The sequence below is a fragment of the Flavobacterium sp. N2038 genome, assembly GCF_025947185.1.
Taxonomy (GTDB): Bacteria; Bacteroidota; Bacteroidia; order Flavobacteriales; family Flavobacteriaceae; genus Flavobacterium.
This window is the reverse complement of sequence record NZ_CP110001.1, coordinates 680107-695269: the sequence shown is the minus strand read 5'-3', so window position 1 is coordinate 695269 and position 15163 is coordinate 680107. Positions and strand designations below refer to the sequence as shown.

Annotated in this window: 14 protein-coding genes and 1 pseudogene; 11 read left to right on the top strand and 4 right to left on the bottom strand. The window is 33.3% G+C overall.

Going from position 1 to position 15163, the window contains the following annotated elements; genetic code table 11:
• Positions 1 to 411, top strand: a complete 411-nt coding sequence (locus OLM51_RS02995; RefSeq protein WP_264552927.1) for a c-type cytochrome — start codon at positions 1 to 3, stop codon at positions 409 to 411.
• 147 nt (positions 412 to 558) lie between these two features.
• Positions 559 to 1008, top strand: a complete 450-nt coding sequence (locus OLM51_RS02990; RefSeq protein WP_264552926.1) for a GyrI-like domain-containing protein — start codon at positions 559 to 561, stop codon at positions 1006 to 1008.
• 51 nt (positions 1009 to 1059) lie between these two features.
• On the opposite strand, the gene OLM51_RS02985 is transcribed toward OLM51_RS02990, so the two are convergent.
• Complete coding sequence (locus tag OLM51_RS02985; protein ID WP_264552925.1) at positions 1060 to 3120, bottom strand: M13 family metallopeptidase; 2061 nt, start codon at positions 3118 to 3120, stop codon at positions 1060 to 1062.
• 203 nt (positions 3121 to 3323) lie between these two features.
• On the opposite strand from OLM51_RS02985, the gene OLM51_RS02980 reads away from it, so the two are divergent.
• The 6 genes from OLM51_RS02980 (at position 3324) to OLM51_RS02955 (ending at position 9037) form a co-directional block, all read left to right on the top strand.
• A complete protein-coding gene (locus OLM51_RS02980; protein ID WP_264552924.1) occupies positions 3324 to 4247 on the top strand; it encodes a DMT family transporter in 924 nt (307 codons plus the stop codon).
• A gap of 185 nt (positions 4248 to 4432) precedes the next feature.
• On the top strand, positions 4433 to 5098 hold the full coding sequence (locus OLM51_RS02975; RefSeq protein WP_264552923.1) for an SCO family protein: 666 nt from the start codon (positions 4433 to 4435) through the stop codon (positions 5096 to 5098).
• A gap of 103 nt (positions 5099 to 5201) precedes the next feature.
• Positions 5202 to 5441, top strand: a complete 240-nt coding sequence (locus OLM51_RS02970) for a FeoA family protein (protein WP_095952900.1) — start codon at positions 5202 to 5204, stop codon at positions 5439 to 5441.
• Positions 5441 to 7540, top strand: coding sequence for a ferrous iron transport protein B (feoB, locus tag OLM51_RS02965; RefSeq protein ID WP_264552922.1), 2100 nt, complete (start codon positions 5441 to 5443; stop codon positions 7538 to 7540). Before OLM51_RS02970 ends, feoB begins: the two co-directional genes overlap by 1 nt.
• 5 nt (positions 7541 to 7545) lie before the next feature.
• Positions 7546 to 7668: a FeoB-associated Cys-rich membrane protein gene (locus OLM51_RS02960; RefSeq protein ID WP_264552921.1), complete on the top strand. Its 123-nt coding sequence runs from the start codon at positions 7546 to 7548 to the stop codon at positions 7666 to 7668.
• A gap of 439 nt (positions 7669 to 8107) precedes the next feature.
• Positions 8108 to 9037 (top strand): alpha/beta fold hydrolase, encoded by a 930-nt coding sequence (locus OLM51_RS02955; RefSeq protein ID WP_264552920.1) that lies wholly within the window; start codon positions 8108 to 8110, stop codon positions 9035 to 9037.
• Positions 9038 to 9439: 402 nt separating this feature from the next.
• Here OLM51_RS02955 and OLM51_RS02950 read toward each other — a convergent pair whose 3' ends face one another.
• The 3 genes from OLM51_RS02950 to OLM51_RS02940 all read right to left on the bottom strand — a co-directional run bounded on the left by OLM51_RS02950 (position 9440) and on the right by OLM51_RS02940 (position 12082).
• On the bottom strand, positions 9440 to 10093 hold the full coding sequence (locus OLM51_RS02950; RefSeq protein ID WP_264552919.1) for an HD domain-containing protein: 654 nt from the start codon (positions 10091 to 10093) through the stop codon (positions 9440 to 9442).
• A 205-nt stretch (positions 10094 to 10298) separates the two neighbouring features.
• Positions 10299 to 11291 (bottom strand): acyl-ACP desaturase, encoded by a 993-nt coding sequence (locus tag OLM51_RS02945; RefSeq protein WP_264552918.1) that lies wholly within the window; start codon positions 11289 to 11291, stop codon positions 10299 to 10301.
• 50 nt (positions 11292 to 11341) lie between these two features.
• Positions 11342 to 12082 carry a lysophospholipid acyltransferase family protein gene (locus tag OLM51_RS02940; RefSeq protein WP_264552917.1) on the bottom strand — a complete coding sequence of 247 codons (741 nt, stop codon included), beginning with the start codon at positions 12080 to 12082 and terminating at the stop codon, positions 11342 to 11344.
• A gap of 125 nt (positions 12083 to 12207) precedes the next feature.
• Here OLM51_RS02940 and rnpA point away from each other — a divergent pair, with 125 nt between their 5' ends.
• The 3 genes and pseudogenes from rnpA to OLM51_RS02925 all read left to right on the top strand — a co-directional run bounded on the left by rnpA (position 12208) and on the right by OLM51_RS02925 (position 15157).
• A complete protein-coding gene (rnpA, locus tag OLM51_RS02935; RefSeq protein ID WP_264552916.1) occupies positions 12208 to 12612 on the top strand; it encodes a ribonuclease P protein component in 405 nt (134 codons plus the stop codon).
• A gap of 81 nt (positions 12613 to 12693) precedes the next feature.
• On the top strand, positions 12694 to 13518 hold the full coding sequence (locus tag OLM51_RS02930; RefSeq protein WP_264552915.1) for a DUF4349 domain-containing protein: 825 nt from the start codon (positions 12694 to 12696) through the stop codon (positions 13516 to 13518).
• Between the two features lie 2 nt (positions 13519 to 13520).
• Positions 13521 to 15157, top strand: a pseudogene (locus OLM51_RS02925) (S41 family peptidase).
• The last annotated feature ends 6 nt before the right edge of the window (positions 15158 to 15163 follow it).

Below are 15163 nucleotides of genomic sequence, written 5' to 3'. Positions count from 1 at the left end.
ATGAAAAAAGTAGTATTCTTAGCTATCGTTTTAGCATTTGCTTCCTGCAAAAAAGAAAGTCAGGAACCTTTTGGGAAATCAACTGAGACAAATATAGAATCTTATTCTGAAGGAGAATCGGCTAAAGCCAAAACTCCTGAAGCTTTAGGAAAAGAAATATTTGAAGGAGCAGGAAATTGTGCTTCTTGTCATAAGCCAGATCAAAAAGTTATTGGTCCAAGTATAAAAGAAATTGCTAAAATGTATCAAGACAAAAATGCAGACATAGTAACTTTCTTAAAAGGAAATGCAGACCCAATTGTTGATCCGAGCCAGTTTTCGGTTATGAAAACCAATCTGCCAATAACTCAGGCAATGTCTGATGATGAATTAAAAGCAATTGAAGCTTATATTTACAGTAATTTGAAATAAAATTTGACAATATACCTCCAAACAAAAATGGCGCAAATTTGCGCCATTTTTTATACTATTAAATTTTAAAATCTTCATGAACTCTTGACACGCTGTTGTCACTACCTCATTCTAATTTTGATTTAATTAATTCTAAACTTAAAAGAAATGTATACTCAAAAATTCAGCATAATTGGAATTTCAGTTAGAACTACAAATGAAAATGGACAATCCGGAAAAGACATTCCCGCACTTTGGGACAAATTCATAGCAGAAAAAATTCTCCAGCAAATTCCGAATAAGACAAGTAATGATATCTACTGTATTTATACAGACTACGAAAAGGATCACACAAAACCCTACACAACCATCTTAGGTTGCGTTGTAGAGCATTTAGATCTTATTCCGGATGGAATGGTTGCAAAAATAGTTGAAGGAGAAAACTATGAAAGATTTGCAGCAAAAGGAAATCTTGCTGAAGGGATTGTTTTTAACGAATGGATGAAGATTTGGAATTCAGATTTAAACCGGGCCTTTACAGCAGATTTTGAAATTTATGGTGAAAAGGCTCAAAATCCCGAAAATGCAGAGGTAAATATTTACATTGCACTTCAATAACATATAAACAAAAACGGCGCTTAAATAGCGCCGTTTTTTATATTCATAAGATTACCAGATTTTAACTCGTTTTTCTGGTTCAATGTACATCTTATCCCCTTTCTTGATTGCAAAAGCATCATAAAAAGCATCTACGTTCTGAATTGGAACATAAGCTCTGTACATTCCAGGAGAATGCGGATCTGTTTTTACCTGATTTTTAAGAGCTTCATCTCTTGTTTTAGTTCTCCATACGGTAGCCCAGGAAATAAAGAATCTTTGTTCTGGAGTAAACCCATCAATTAATCCAGGTCTTCCGTGTGCTTTTAGATACAATTGCAAACCATCAAATGCTGCATTGATTCCGCCTAGATCACCAATGTTTTCACCCAAAGTAAATTTACCATCTACATGAATTCCAGGTAATGGTTCTAAAGCACTGTACTGATCTGCCAGTTTAGTTCCAAGTTCTGTAAATTGTTTTAGATCATCAGCAGTCCACCAGTCAACAAGGTTTCCATCTGCGTTGTAACGTGCACCAGAATCATCAAAACCATGTGAGATTTCATGTCCGATTACAGCTCCAATTCCACCATAATTTACAGCTTCATCTGCCTGATAATTGTAAAAAGGAGGTTGTAAGATTGCTGCCGGGAAAACAATCTCGTTGTAAGACGGATTGTAATAAGCATTTACAGTTTGTGGTGACATTCCCCACTCTGTTTTATCAACTGGTTTTTTTAATTTTTCAATTCCTTCAGCAAAACTCCATTTTGCCAGATTTATTGAATTTTGAAAATAAGAACCACCTTCTGCTACACTTTTAATTTCCAATTTAGAGTAATCTTTCCATTTATCCGGATATCCTACTTTGATTGTAATTTTATTTAATTTTTCAATTGCTTTAGTCTTAGTCTCTGCAGACATCCAGCTTAAATTATTAATACGGTTTTGGTACGCCGTAATAATATTATGAATCATATCAACTGCTTTTGTTTTTGCTTCAGCAGGAAATACCTTTTCAACATACAATTTACCAAGCGCTTCACCAATACTTCGGTTTACAACAGATAAGGCGTTTTCTTCACGTGGCAATTGTTTGATTGCGCCTCTTAGCGTTTTGCTGTAAAAGTCAAAATTAGCTGTTTCAATATCAGTCGTTAATCTTGATGTTGAACGGTTTAGTAAAGTCCATTTTAAGTATTCCTTCCATTGTGCAACTTTGTTTTCTGTAAAAACAGTTTGCAAAGCTTTCATATAACGTGGTTCTGTTACAATCACCGAATCAAGTTTTACCAAACCAAGTCCTGTAAAATAAGCATCCCATTTAATTGCCGGAGTCAACTTTTGAAGATCTGCAATTGTCATTGGGTTATATTGTAAACGGCTGTCTCTGCTTTCCACACGATTTAGTCTTGGAGTTGACAAACTTGTCTCAAGAGCCAAAATTTCTGCAGCGCTTTGTTTTGCTTTTTCTGGTGATTCACCAATAAACTGCATCATTCTTGCTACGTGAAGCTCATACTTTGCACGTTTTTCTTTAGAATCTTTATCATCAGAAGTATAATAATCTTTATCAGACAATCCTAAACGACTAACTCCAAGGTTTACAGAGTTTTTAGAACTGTTTTTATCATCGGCTCCAATGTAAATTCCGAAGAAATCATTTCCTCCCTGAGGTTCCATTTCAACCAAATAGTTTTGAAGATCAGCAACATTTTTTATTGCATCGATCTTTTTCAGATAAGGCTTCAAAGGTTCAATTCCTCTTTTGTTTCTACCCACTGTATCCAATACAGTATTAAACAAATTAATCGCTTTACCCTGATCTGTATTAGATTTGTACTTTGGATTTTTTGAAGCTTCCTTCAAAATTGCCATTGCATCTTTATCTGTTTTTTTGATTAACTCATTAAAACTTCCCCAGGTTGTTCTGTCACTTGGGATTTCTGTTTTGCTTAACCAGCTTCCGTTTACATATTTAAAAAAATCCTGAGTCGGACTAATTTTAGTATCCATGTAAGAAACATTTATACCCGGTTCTTTTGAAGTTGCGTCCTGAGCATTAACGGCAGTCAATGAAAACATTACCGAAAAAGCACAAAACAATGGTTTGCTTAGTTGTCTTTTCATTATTATTTAAGTTTTTAGTGCGAATACAAACTTATTGTTAAATTTTGATATTATATGTTAAAATTTTTCTAATACATAAAAAGAAGTATTTTTATTACATCCGATTAATAGAAATCATTAAATCTTTTCATGAATTAACTTTTGTTTTTCTTACAATAAATGAAATTGTTTTTGGAATATTTGCTAATTGAATATAAATCAATATGAAAGCAAAAATTCAGAATGTCGTTTCAGGAAAAATCGAAGCTATTGGATTCCCAATTCTCGCCCTGTGCTGGGTAAGTTTTGCCTGGGGAACAACCTGGCTGGCCTCAAAAGAAGGAGTAAAACACATGCCGGCACTTCAATTAGCCACAATTCGTCAGTTTTTTGGAGGAATCCTTTATGTTGCTTATTTTATTTTCAAAAAAGAACCATGGCCAAAAGGAAAACAATGGGGTACCATTTTCATTCTTGCATTTTTAAATTTTGTATGTAGCAATGGTTTAAGTACCTGGGGAGTCAAATACATCAGCTCGGGTCTTGGCGCTATTATCAGCGCTATCTTTCCGGTCTGGATTATTATGATCAATTTTTTTAAAGGCGAAAGAGTTGCTAAACTGGCACTAACCGGGATTTTAATCAGTTTTGGAGGAATCTGTATTATTTTCATGGATCATTTAACAGAGTTTTTCAAACCCGATTTTCAATTCGGAATTCTGTTAACTATTCTTTCAACCATTACATGGGCTTTCGGAATACTGCACACAAAGAAAAAGGCAGCAAGTTTCAATCCGTATTTTAGTTTAGGACTTCAAATGCTTATTTCAAGTTTTATTCTTTATGGTATTACAGAACCTTTAGGAATGAACATTTCTTTAGACCAGATACCAAATATTTCCTGGTGGTCGATTGCTTATTTGGTCATTATTGGTTCGGTATTTACATTTATCGCTTTCATTTATACCTTACAGCATCTTCCAACAGAAATCAGTAGTATTTATGTATACATCAATCCTATAGTTGCTATGATTTTAGGTTCGCTTATTTTTGGAGAAATGCTCACACAGGCGATCATTATAGGTAGTATGGTCACCTTAACCGGAATATATCTGGTTAATAAATCCATCCGAAAACCGAAAGTTTAAAAGATTCTGCCACGAATTGCACGAATTTACGCGAATTTTTACTTTATAGAAAATCTTTACTTTAAATTTTAATTCGTGTAAATTCGTGCAATTCGTGGCAACAAAACCAAATGATCTCTGTTAAAAAGTGTTATAGCTGCAGCTTTTAAAATGCTCTTTTTGTATTTTTGCGCCAAATTATTTTTATGAAATCGTTTCTTTACAAATACCGCAAATTCTTTATTGTTTTAATTGTCTTTTCGGTTGTCACTATATCTTTATTTTATTCTGCATTAAAGCCACAAAAAACATTGCCGATTTATAATCCTGCCGATGTAAATCCAGAATTGGTTGACAGCACTGTTCAATATAAAAGTAAATATCATACTATTGCCGATTTTTCATTTGTAAACCAAAATGGCGATACTATTACTCAAAAAAATTACGAAGGGAAAATCTATGTTGCAGATTTCTTTTTTACAACCTGCGGATCAATCTGCCCAAAAATGTCTACCAACCTGGTTGATGTTCAAAAAGCTGTCCTAAACAATCCAAAAGTAATGTTGCTTTCTCATACTGTTTTTCCAGAGGTTGACAGTGTTTCTGTTCTTAAAGCTTATGCTGTAAAATATGGCGTTGTTGATAGTAAATGGAATTTAGTTACAGGCGATAAAAAAGAGATATACACGATGGCCCGAAAATCTTATCTGGCGGTTAAACTAGGTCGTCCGGATCAGTTGTATGATATGGTTCATACAGAGAATTTTGTTTTAGTAGATCAAAAAAGACGTGTTCGTGGTTTTTATGACGGAACAAACAAAGAAGAAATTAAACGTCTTTTGGAAGACATCGATTTCTTATGTAAAGAGTAAAATCCCTTATTTTTAGAAAGATTTAGCATATTCAAAAGTGTTAAATGCCTTGAAATAAAGAATAATTGCCTATTTTTGCAATCTAAATTCAATCTAAATAAGCTTGCAAAATACAATTCACACTCTGAAAAAAGGCGAAAAAGCCATTATCAAAGATTTTGATATCGATCTTATTCCTCTAAAGTTATTAGAAATGGGTTGTTTGCCAGGCAGCTTGGTCGAATTACTTCAAATTGCTCCTTTTGGAGATCCTTTATATTTAGACATTAATGGCTCACATGTTGCTATTCGCATAGAAACTGCTCGTGAAATTGAAGTTGAACTTATCAAAAACAATTTGTAATGAGTATTCAGAATATCAACGTTGCCCTGATTGGGAATCCGAATACCGGAAAAACTTCTGTATTTAATCAGCTTACAGGTTTAAATCAACAAGTTGGGAATTATCCCGGAATTACAGTAGAGAAAAAAATAGGTTTCTGTAAATTACCCCACAACATTAAAGCCAACATCCTGGATTTACCCGGAACGTATAGTTTGAATGCCAGTTCAATGGATGAAAGTGTGGTAATTGAACTTTTACTGAACAAAAATGACAAATTATATCCCGATGTAGCAGTTGTTGTGACAGATGTTGAAAATCTGAAAAGAAACCTGCTGATTTACACTCAGATAAAAGACCTTGAAATTCCGACAATTTTAGTCATCAATATGTCTGATCGCATGGAGCGTAAAGGAATTACTTTGGATATTCCGTATTTGGAAGAAAAACTTAAAACTAAAATTGCTCTTGTAAGCTCGCGTAAAGGACTAGGAATCGAACAATTAAAAGATCTGATTGTATCTTATAAAACGATTCCGCATGAACCTTGCTTAAATGCTTCGGTAATAGACGAACAGTATTTTGAAAAGCTTCAACATGCTTTTCCGAATCAGCTTTTATACAAATTATGGCTTGTAATTACGCAAGACGTTAACTTTTCGAATTTAGATCGAAATGAAATCAGAACTACTTTTACCAAATCGCATTCAGAATTAAAACGTTTGCAGCAAAAGGAAACTATCAAACGTTATCAGTTTATAAATGATGTTCTGAAAGAAGGTTTAAAAGTTGATGCCTCAATGGCAAAAGACGTTCGTGCCAGACTAGATCGAGTATTAACGCATAAAGTTTGGGGTTACGTTATTTTCTTTGCCATTTTATTTCTGATATTCCAATCGATTTTTAGCTGGTCAACAATTCCAATGGATTTTATTGACGGTACTTTTGCTTCATTAAGCGCATGGGCTGCTGAAACATTACCAAGCGGTATATTAACCGATTTAATTTCGCAGGGAATTATCCCGGGAATTGGCGGTGTCATTATATTTATTCCTCAAATTGCCTTTTTGTTTTTGTTTATTTCCATTCTGGAAGAAAGCGGTTATATGAGCCGTGTTGTTTTTTTAATGGATAAAATCATGCGCAAATTTGGACTTTCAGGTAAAAGTGTTGTGCCTTTAATTTCAGGAACTGCCTGTGCCATTCCGGCGATTATGGCAACCCGAAATATTGAAAACTGGAAAGAACGCCTAATTACGATCTTAGTAACACCTTTCACGACTTGTTCGGCAAGATTACCTGTTTATGCCATTATTATTTCGCTGGTAATTCCAAGTACACGTATTTTTGGAATTTTAAATCTTCAGGGCTTAACCCTGATGTTTCTTTATGTTTTAGGATTTGGAACTGCAATTTTATCAGCTTATATTCTAAATAAAGTTTTAAAATTGGACTCAAAAACCTATTTCGTAGTCGAAATGCCAAGTTATAAATTGCCTCTTTTAAAAAATGTCGGAATCAATGTGGTTGAGAAAACAAAGGCATTTGTTGTTGGTGCCGGTAAAATCATTTTGGCTATTTCGGTTATTTTATGGTTTTTAGCTTCTTATGGTCCTGGAAAAGATTTTAACGAAGCAGAAACTATTGTAAAAGAAAAATTCGCCGATACCAAAATTGATGAAGCTCAATTTGAAAACGAAGTGGCTTCTCAAAAATTAGAAAACTCTTATATAGGTTTAATGGGAAGAGCGATCGAACCTGCAATTGCACCTTTGGGATACGACTGGAAAATCGGGATTGCCTTAATCAGTTCATTTGCTGCCCGTGAAGTCTTTGTTGGAACACTTGCCACCATTTACAGCGTTGGTGACAGTGACAATGAAACTACCATAAAAAGTAAAATGCAACAGGAAATTCATCCTGAAAACGGGCAAAAAGTATTCAATTTTGCCACCGGAATATCTTTACTGTTGTTTTACGCTTTTGCTATGCAATGTGCCAGTACACTGGCTATCACCAAAAAAGAGACCAATTCCTGGAAATGGCCTGCAATGCAATTAGTATTGATGAGTGGTCTGGCTTATTTTACAGCATTATTGGCCTATCAATTTTTAAAATAAAAGTTATGACACAAGAAATTATTGCCTTTGCTATATTAGGATTTGCAGTTGCTTTTTTGATCAAAAAATTCTTCTGGAAATCTAAAAAGAAAAAAGACTGCGGTGACGGAAATTGTGGCTGTTCTTAATTTTCAGATTCTAAGCTAACGATTTTCTAAGATTCAATAATTATTAATAGAAATCACTAAATAGACCCAAAGCTTCACAGAAATACCTTTTTTGTGAAGCTTTTTTATTTTGTTTAAAGAACTAAAATGTCCTTAAATAATATTTAAAAACCCTATACAGCCAATTTATCAACAACATAAAAATTAATTTTAATTAAATTTAATTTTATAAAAATGACTAAAGAAGATAGAATAGAAATTATTAGAGACAATCGGGTTACGAGATTATTATGGTTTGCGATTGGTTTTTTATGTGCCCTAATTATTAATTACTTTATAGTTAAGAGATAGAATTTCAAATCATTTTTATATGAATCACACTGTGTCGAGCTAGCTTTTTTAACTTTTTAGTTTATTGTTTTAATTATAATTTTATCAGAAAATTTAAAATTGTAAAACATTGAAAACAACTTCTAAAATGGCACAGAAAATTTCATTTATTTTTCTTTTATTCTTGTGTTTGGGACACAATGCTTTCTGCCAACAAAATACAAACAGCAACACTTTCGTAACTTCAGACGGAGTGCCTTTGTTTTTAAAGATTTCCGGAAAAGGTGATGTTTGCATCTTTGTTCATGGCGGCCCGGGCGCATGGAGCAAATCGTTTGAGGAATTAGGAGGAAATGTACTGGAAGATAAACTGACTATGTGCTATTACGACCAAAGAGGATGCGGTCGATCTGCATCGGCAGCAGATAACAATTATGGTATAGACAGAATGATTCAGGATATTGAAGAAATTCGTGCTTCTCTTAACACTTCAAAAGTATATGTAATGGGACATTCTTTCGGAGGGATTTTAGCCACTAAATATGCCGAAAAATATCCAGAACATGTAAAAGGTTTAATTCTGCTGAATGCTACGCTTGATATTAACGATTCTCTTCTTAATCAAATTGCTTTTATGAGTAAAACCGTTGGAGAAGATTTTCCTGTAAAAAACAAAGAATCGATACTAAGTACTTTCTTTGAAGCTAAAAAAAAAATTAAAAAAGCAGATCTGGATTATAAAATGCTATCCGACAATAGAGTAAATGTCGAAAAACTGGACAGTATCGATAATAGTCTCAAAAGAAATTCTTCATTTGCACAGCATGCACTAAGTGGTCCGCTATATTTTAATGATTTTACCAAAGAAACTGCTTCGATTAAAGTTCCTACCCTTATAATCACCGGAACAAAAGACAACAATATTGGCCCTGAACACTATCGTTTATTTAAGTTTCCAAATCAGGAAGTTAAGATTATTGAAGGCGGACATATATTGTATTATGAACAAAATAAAGAGTTTAAAAATACGATTCAGAAATTCGTTCAGAAAGTTAGATAAAGAAGAAAGATGAAAGAAGAAAGATGAAAGAAGAAAGATGAAAGAAAAGAAGAAAGATGAAAGATTACAGACTTATGCTGAGACTATAAGAGGAGAAAAAAGTCTTATTTTAATAATCTAAAAACTGATTTAAGCAAATCATTATCTTATTACAAATTACTTTTGAAATATTAAAAGTAATTCAAAATGACAAAATTTGAAAAAAGGGAAATGATTAGAAATAACATTATTATGAGGTTATTATGGTTCTCATTTGGATTTTTATTCGCTTTTGGAATAATCTGTATCTTTTAAAATCGAGACTATAAATTCATACAAGTACTACTAATTTCAATATCCTTAAATACAAAACGGCTCTGAATCAGAGCCGTTTTTACTTTTTAACCTAAACCAAAATGAATCCTACTTCAGGCCTTCCCATTCTGCATAAAACTGAGCGAGGAAATTTTCCATGAAACGGTGTCTTTCGGCAGCGATTTCTTTTCCTTTCCCGGTATTCATTTTATCTTTTAAGAGTAAAAGCTTTTCGTAAAAATGATTTATTGTTGGGGCATTATTCTTTTTGTATTCCTCTTTTGTCATATTTGTCACTGGAGCAATTTCAGGATCGTACAACGTTCTGTTTTTAAATCCGCCATAATTGAACGCTCTTGCCACCCCTATTGCTCCAATCGCATCTAAGCGATCAGCATCCTGAACAATATCTAATTCGACAGAAGTGAACTTCTTTTCGAAATTTCCGCCTTTAAACGAGATATTTTCAATGATATTGACCACATGCCGAATGATAGTCTCAGAAACATTTTCAGCTTCTAAAAACGCACGAGCTGTCTTTGGTCCTATAGCTTCATCGCCATTATGGAATTTACTATCGGCAATATCATGAAGCAAAGCGCCTAATTGTACTACAACTAAATCGCAATTGGTATCATTTGCAATTAAAAGTGCATTTTTATAAACTCTCTCAATATGAAACCAATCGTGTCCGCCTTCGGCATCATTTAGTTTTTCTTTTACAAAAGCGATTGTTTTATGTATTAAAGCAGGATTATTCATAATTATTCGTGGTATTACTATTGATAAATGACACCCAGATTTAAACCAAAGTTTTAATTATCTATTGTGTAAATAGCATTCTTTTAAATAAAAATGTTGATTGTTAAGATCTTAAATCTCAACAATCAACAATATGTTTTAATGCAAACTTCAAGATCAACTTATATGCGTTCAATCCAAAATCTGCAATCTAAACTCTAAAAATCTACAATTTTGCAGGTTCAACCCATTTAAAGATATGTGACTCTTGCGGAATAACTAGTCTTTCTGAAATTTTAGCCATACGTGCTGGCAATTTCATTAAGTAATCACGAGCCTTTTCTGCTTCATCAGTCAAATTTGAGATTTTATCAATCTCCCATTTGTTGATTAATTTTTGCATAATATCCACGTAGTCATTTGCTGTATAAACACCAATACGCTGTGCAGAATCAGAGAATTGTTCAAATGCAGAACTGATTTTCTGACCAGATTCTCTTAAAAAATGAGCTGGCATAACGATTTTTTGCTTCATCATGTATTGAAAAGCCAACATCATTTCGCTTGGATCAACCTGAAAAATTCTGGTTACAAACTCACTGTAAGCATGATGATGACGCATTTCATCACCTGCAATCATTTTACACATTTTAGACAATTTATTATCACCAAACTTCTTAGCCATTTGAGCTACTCTGTTGTGAGATACATAAGTTGCTAATTCCTGAAAACTTGTATATACAAAGTTTTTGTACGGATCAGATCCAGTTCCAATATCAAAACCGTCGTTGATTAAATGTTGCGTTGTCATTTCAATTTCACGCATATTCACACGACCAGACAAATACAAGTATTTATTTAAAAGGTCTCCGTGGCGGTTTTCTTCTCCAGTCCATTGTCTGATCCATTTTGACCAGCCATTACCACCGTTTTCGACCTGATTTATACCTTCTACATCCATTAACCATGATTCATATGTAGGCAAAGCCTCTTCGGTGATCGTATCACCAACAAGCGTAACCCAGAAATCGTATGGTAATTCTTTAGCAATTTCGCGCAATTCTTTTACCTCTTCAAAGAAGTTTTCTCCTTCAGAATTTGGTAAAAAGTCTGACGGCTGCCAAATTTTTTCCACTGGAATTAAATACTGTTCGACGAAGCTGTCAACGTTTTTTTCCAAAAACTGCATCACTTCTAATCTAATGTTTTTTATAGACATTACTTATTTTAGATTTGGGATTTAAGTTTTAGATATGCTAAACCTTAAATCTATTTATACTCGTTTACTCCTTCTACCACAGCCTTTTCTGTCAAAGCCATCAAATCGGCAAAATCATAATCTTTTACAGCCATTGCTTTATGAGCTGTAAAAGTCAGGTGATTTCCTAAACCAACCGGAAACATACCATAGCGTACCATTTTCCAGGAATTATTTATACTAACCGGGACAACATAAGCTGAGGGCGCATATTTACATAAGATTTTTAAACCGCTTTGTGCAAATTCTTTAGGTTTTCCAGTTTTACTACGTGTTCCTTCAGGAAAAATAACCGCAGCTCTGGTATTTTTTTCGATATATTCAGACAACCCTTTAATTACTGGTATAGCCTGTTTAGGGTCTTTACGGTCAATAAGCACAGATCCGCCATGTTTCAAATTAAAAGAAACACTCGGAATTCCGCTTCCTAACTCTTTCTTACTCACAAATTTACAATGAAAACGTCTAAAGTACCAAATCATTGTGACGATATCGTACATACTTTGATGATTTGCAACAAAAATAATTGGAACTCCTTTCGGAATATCATCTACACCAGTAACTTTATAAGTTGTTCCAACCAGGTTTGTACATCTTAAAAGAAAAAAGTTCAGATAATCAACACTCTTTTTGTGTGCCTGATAACCAAAAACGTTTAAGCAAATCCATTGTATTGGATGGAAAACCACCAAACACAATCCAAAACATAAATAATAAATAACGGATATGGGATACGAAATTATCTTTTGCATGCTTAAAAAATTAATTGCCAAAAGTAATAAATTAATTTTTAGTCGTATAAAAATTAAAAACAATAACTGTTTTTATGGTTTAATTGTACCTTTGTCTCAAAATTTGCAAATTTTTTCTGAATTAAATGAACTTTACTTACCCAAAAAACGAACGCTTAAAAAGCAAAACAACGATTGGATTACTGTTTTCTGAGGGAAAATCGGTCTCAAAATATCCACTTCGTCTGGTTTATCGTCAAGCGGAAGACCATTCAGGAAAAAAAATCAAACTTGGTGTTTCGGTTTCTAAGAAATATTTCAAAAAAGCCGTAGATCGAAATTACTTTAAAAGAGTTCTTAGAGAAACTTACAGACTCAACAAACATTTGCTTTGGGATAACTTAGAAGGTTCTTATTCCTTCATGTTTTTTTACCAAAGCAAAGACCGGTTATCTTACGAAGAAATCAATACCAAAACGATTCAGTTATTTGAAAAATTTTTACTACAAGTAAACAAAACTCCTGATTCTGAAACTAAAAAAGAGTCCTAGTTTCTTCAAACACAACTTTGTTTCTCAAATTAGATAAAAAATTATAAAAAAATTGTAGTTTTAGCTCTAAATTGAAACTTTATGCGCTATATTTTCTTTTTGTTTTTATTTTTTTCTGTTCTTTCTGGTTGCAGCAAACATGAAGCTCCTAATGAAGATCAGGCAATTTCAATTAGTGCAGTAAAGTTACCTGCAAAAAAATATGAATCAGGTGGTGCCGATAAAAATTTAGAAGCTCCTTCACCTAAAATTGAACAAAAAATTATAAAGGAAGCTTCTCTTCGATTTGAAACAAATGACTTAGAAGACACATTCAATAAAATCAAAACTGCGGTAACAGCAAACAAAGGAAATATTTTAATAGATTCTGAAGGAAAAGATTACAATTCAGTTTTCAGAAATCTTACTGTTAAAGTTCCAAGTCAGAATTTTGATAACTTTATAAATGCAATTTCAAAAGGAGTTTCTTTTTTCGAAAGAAAAGACATTTCTTCCGAAGATGTTACAGAAGAATACATTGATCTCACTTCAAGATTAAAGAATAAGCGAAAACTTGAAGAGCGCTATTTGCAGATTCTTCAAAAAGCTACAAAAATTAGCGAGATTCTTGAAATTGAAAAACAAATCTCGATTATCCGAGAAGAAATAGAAGCGAAAGAAGGCCAATTAAAATATTTAGAAAGCCGAGTGTCTGAAAGCACTGTTACTATTGAATTTTATAAAACCATTGCCGAAAAAGAAGGCATTAAAATATCATATGGATCAAAAATCTGGACCGCAATTAAATCCGGTTTTTTTAGTTTGTCTGATTTTTTAATATCAATTATCAGTATTTGGCCGTTTATTATCCTATTTTGTGTATTAGCCTATTTTATTAGAAAAAGATTTAAAAGAAAAAAACAATAATCATGTATCCATATTTAAAAAAACGATTCATTGTACCTACTGTTGCGGCAGGATTTTTATTTATTGGAACGAGTTTCAAAGACGATTTTTTTGAAATTGCCAAACAAATAGAAATTTTTACAACGCTGTTTAAAGCAGTAAATACAAATTATGTAGACGAAACTAATCCGGGTGATTTGATGGACAAAGCCATCAAAAGTATGCTTGGAAGCCTGGATCCCTATACGGTTTATTTTAATGAGCAGGATGTTGTTAATTTCAAGATCAACAATACGGGCGAATACACCGGAATTGGTGCTATGATCGCCAGAAAGAAAGACAGATTAATTGTTCGTGAACCCTACAAAAACTATCCTGCAGATAAAGCCGGATTAAAAGCCGGGACGAAATTATACAGATTGGCGATGTTTTAATTGCTGATTTTAAAGACGATGCTTCGCAATTACTTAAAGGAACTAAAAACACCAAAATTGCAGTAAAATATCTTCGTCAGGGAAAAACATTCACAACGGAATTAGTTTTGGATGAAGTCGATATCAAATCTGTTCCGTTTTACGGAAAAATCGATGACAAAACCGGTTATATTGTTTTGGCACACTTTAGCCGAAAAGCAGCCAGCGAAGTTAAAGAAGCTTTAGAAAAACTAAAAGCTGACGGAGCAACACAGATTGTTCTTGATCTAAGAGGAAATCCGGGTGGTTTATTAAATGAAGCTATAGATATCTGTAATTTATTTGTTCCTAAAAATGAGGTTATTGTAACGACCAAATCAAGAATAGAAAAACATAACAACACTTATAAAACGAACAAAGAACCAGTTGACACTCAAATTCCTTTGGCTATCTTAGTAAACGGCAGAAGTGCATCTGCCTCTGAAATTGTATCTGGAGCTTTGCAGGATCTGGATCGTGCTGTAATTTTAGGAAGCCGTAGCTTTGGTAAAGGTCTGGTTCAGCGTTCTGTTGATTTAACCTATGGAACGCAGTTAAAAGTTACGATTTCGCGTTACTACACCCCTTCGGGTCGTTGTATTCAGGCGCTAGATTATGCTCATAAAGATAAAAATGGAGTGGCTCAAAAAACGGATGCTAAAAACTTCAATGCCTTTAAAACCAGAAAAGGAAGAACAGTTTATGATGGTGGCGGTGTTTTACCGGACATAGAACTGGATGAAACCAAAATGAGCCCAATTACAACAGCATTGTTAAAAAATGATGGTATTTTTGATTATGCTACAACGTATTATTACAAAAATCCAAATCTGGGAGACAAAATCCCTGTCGTGACCGATGCTGATTATACGGGTTTTAAGCAGTATTTAAAATCAAATAAAATTAGTTTTGATACTGAGACTGAAATTGCATTAAAAAACACGCTTAATGCTGCTAAAAATGAAAAAATAGACGAAACAATTGCTCCGGAATATCAACAGTTAATGGCGGCATTAGAAAAGAGCGAAAATACTTTATTAGACAAAAATCAAAAAGAAATCCGAAATCTGATTCAGGAAGAGTTAATCAAAAGATATCAGTATCAGGAAGGTTTATATCAATTTTATATCAAAAACAATTCAGAAATTAAAAAAGCAGTCAACGTTTTAAATAATCAAACTGAGTACAAAACGATTTTAAAAATGTAAAAAAAG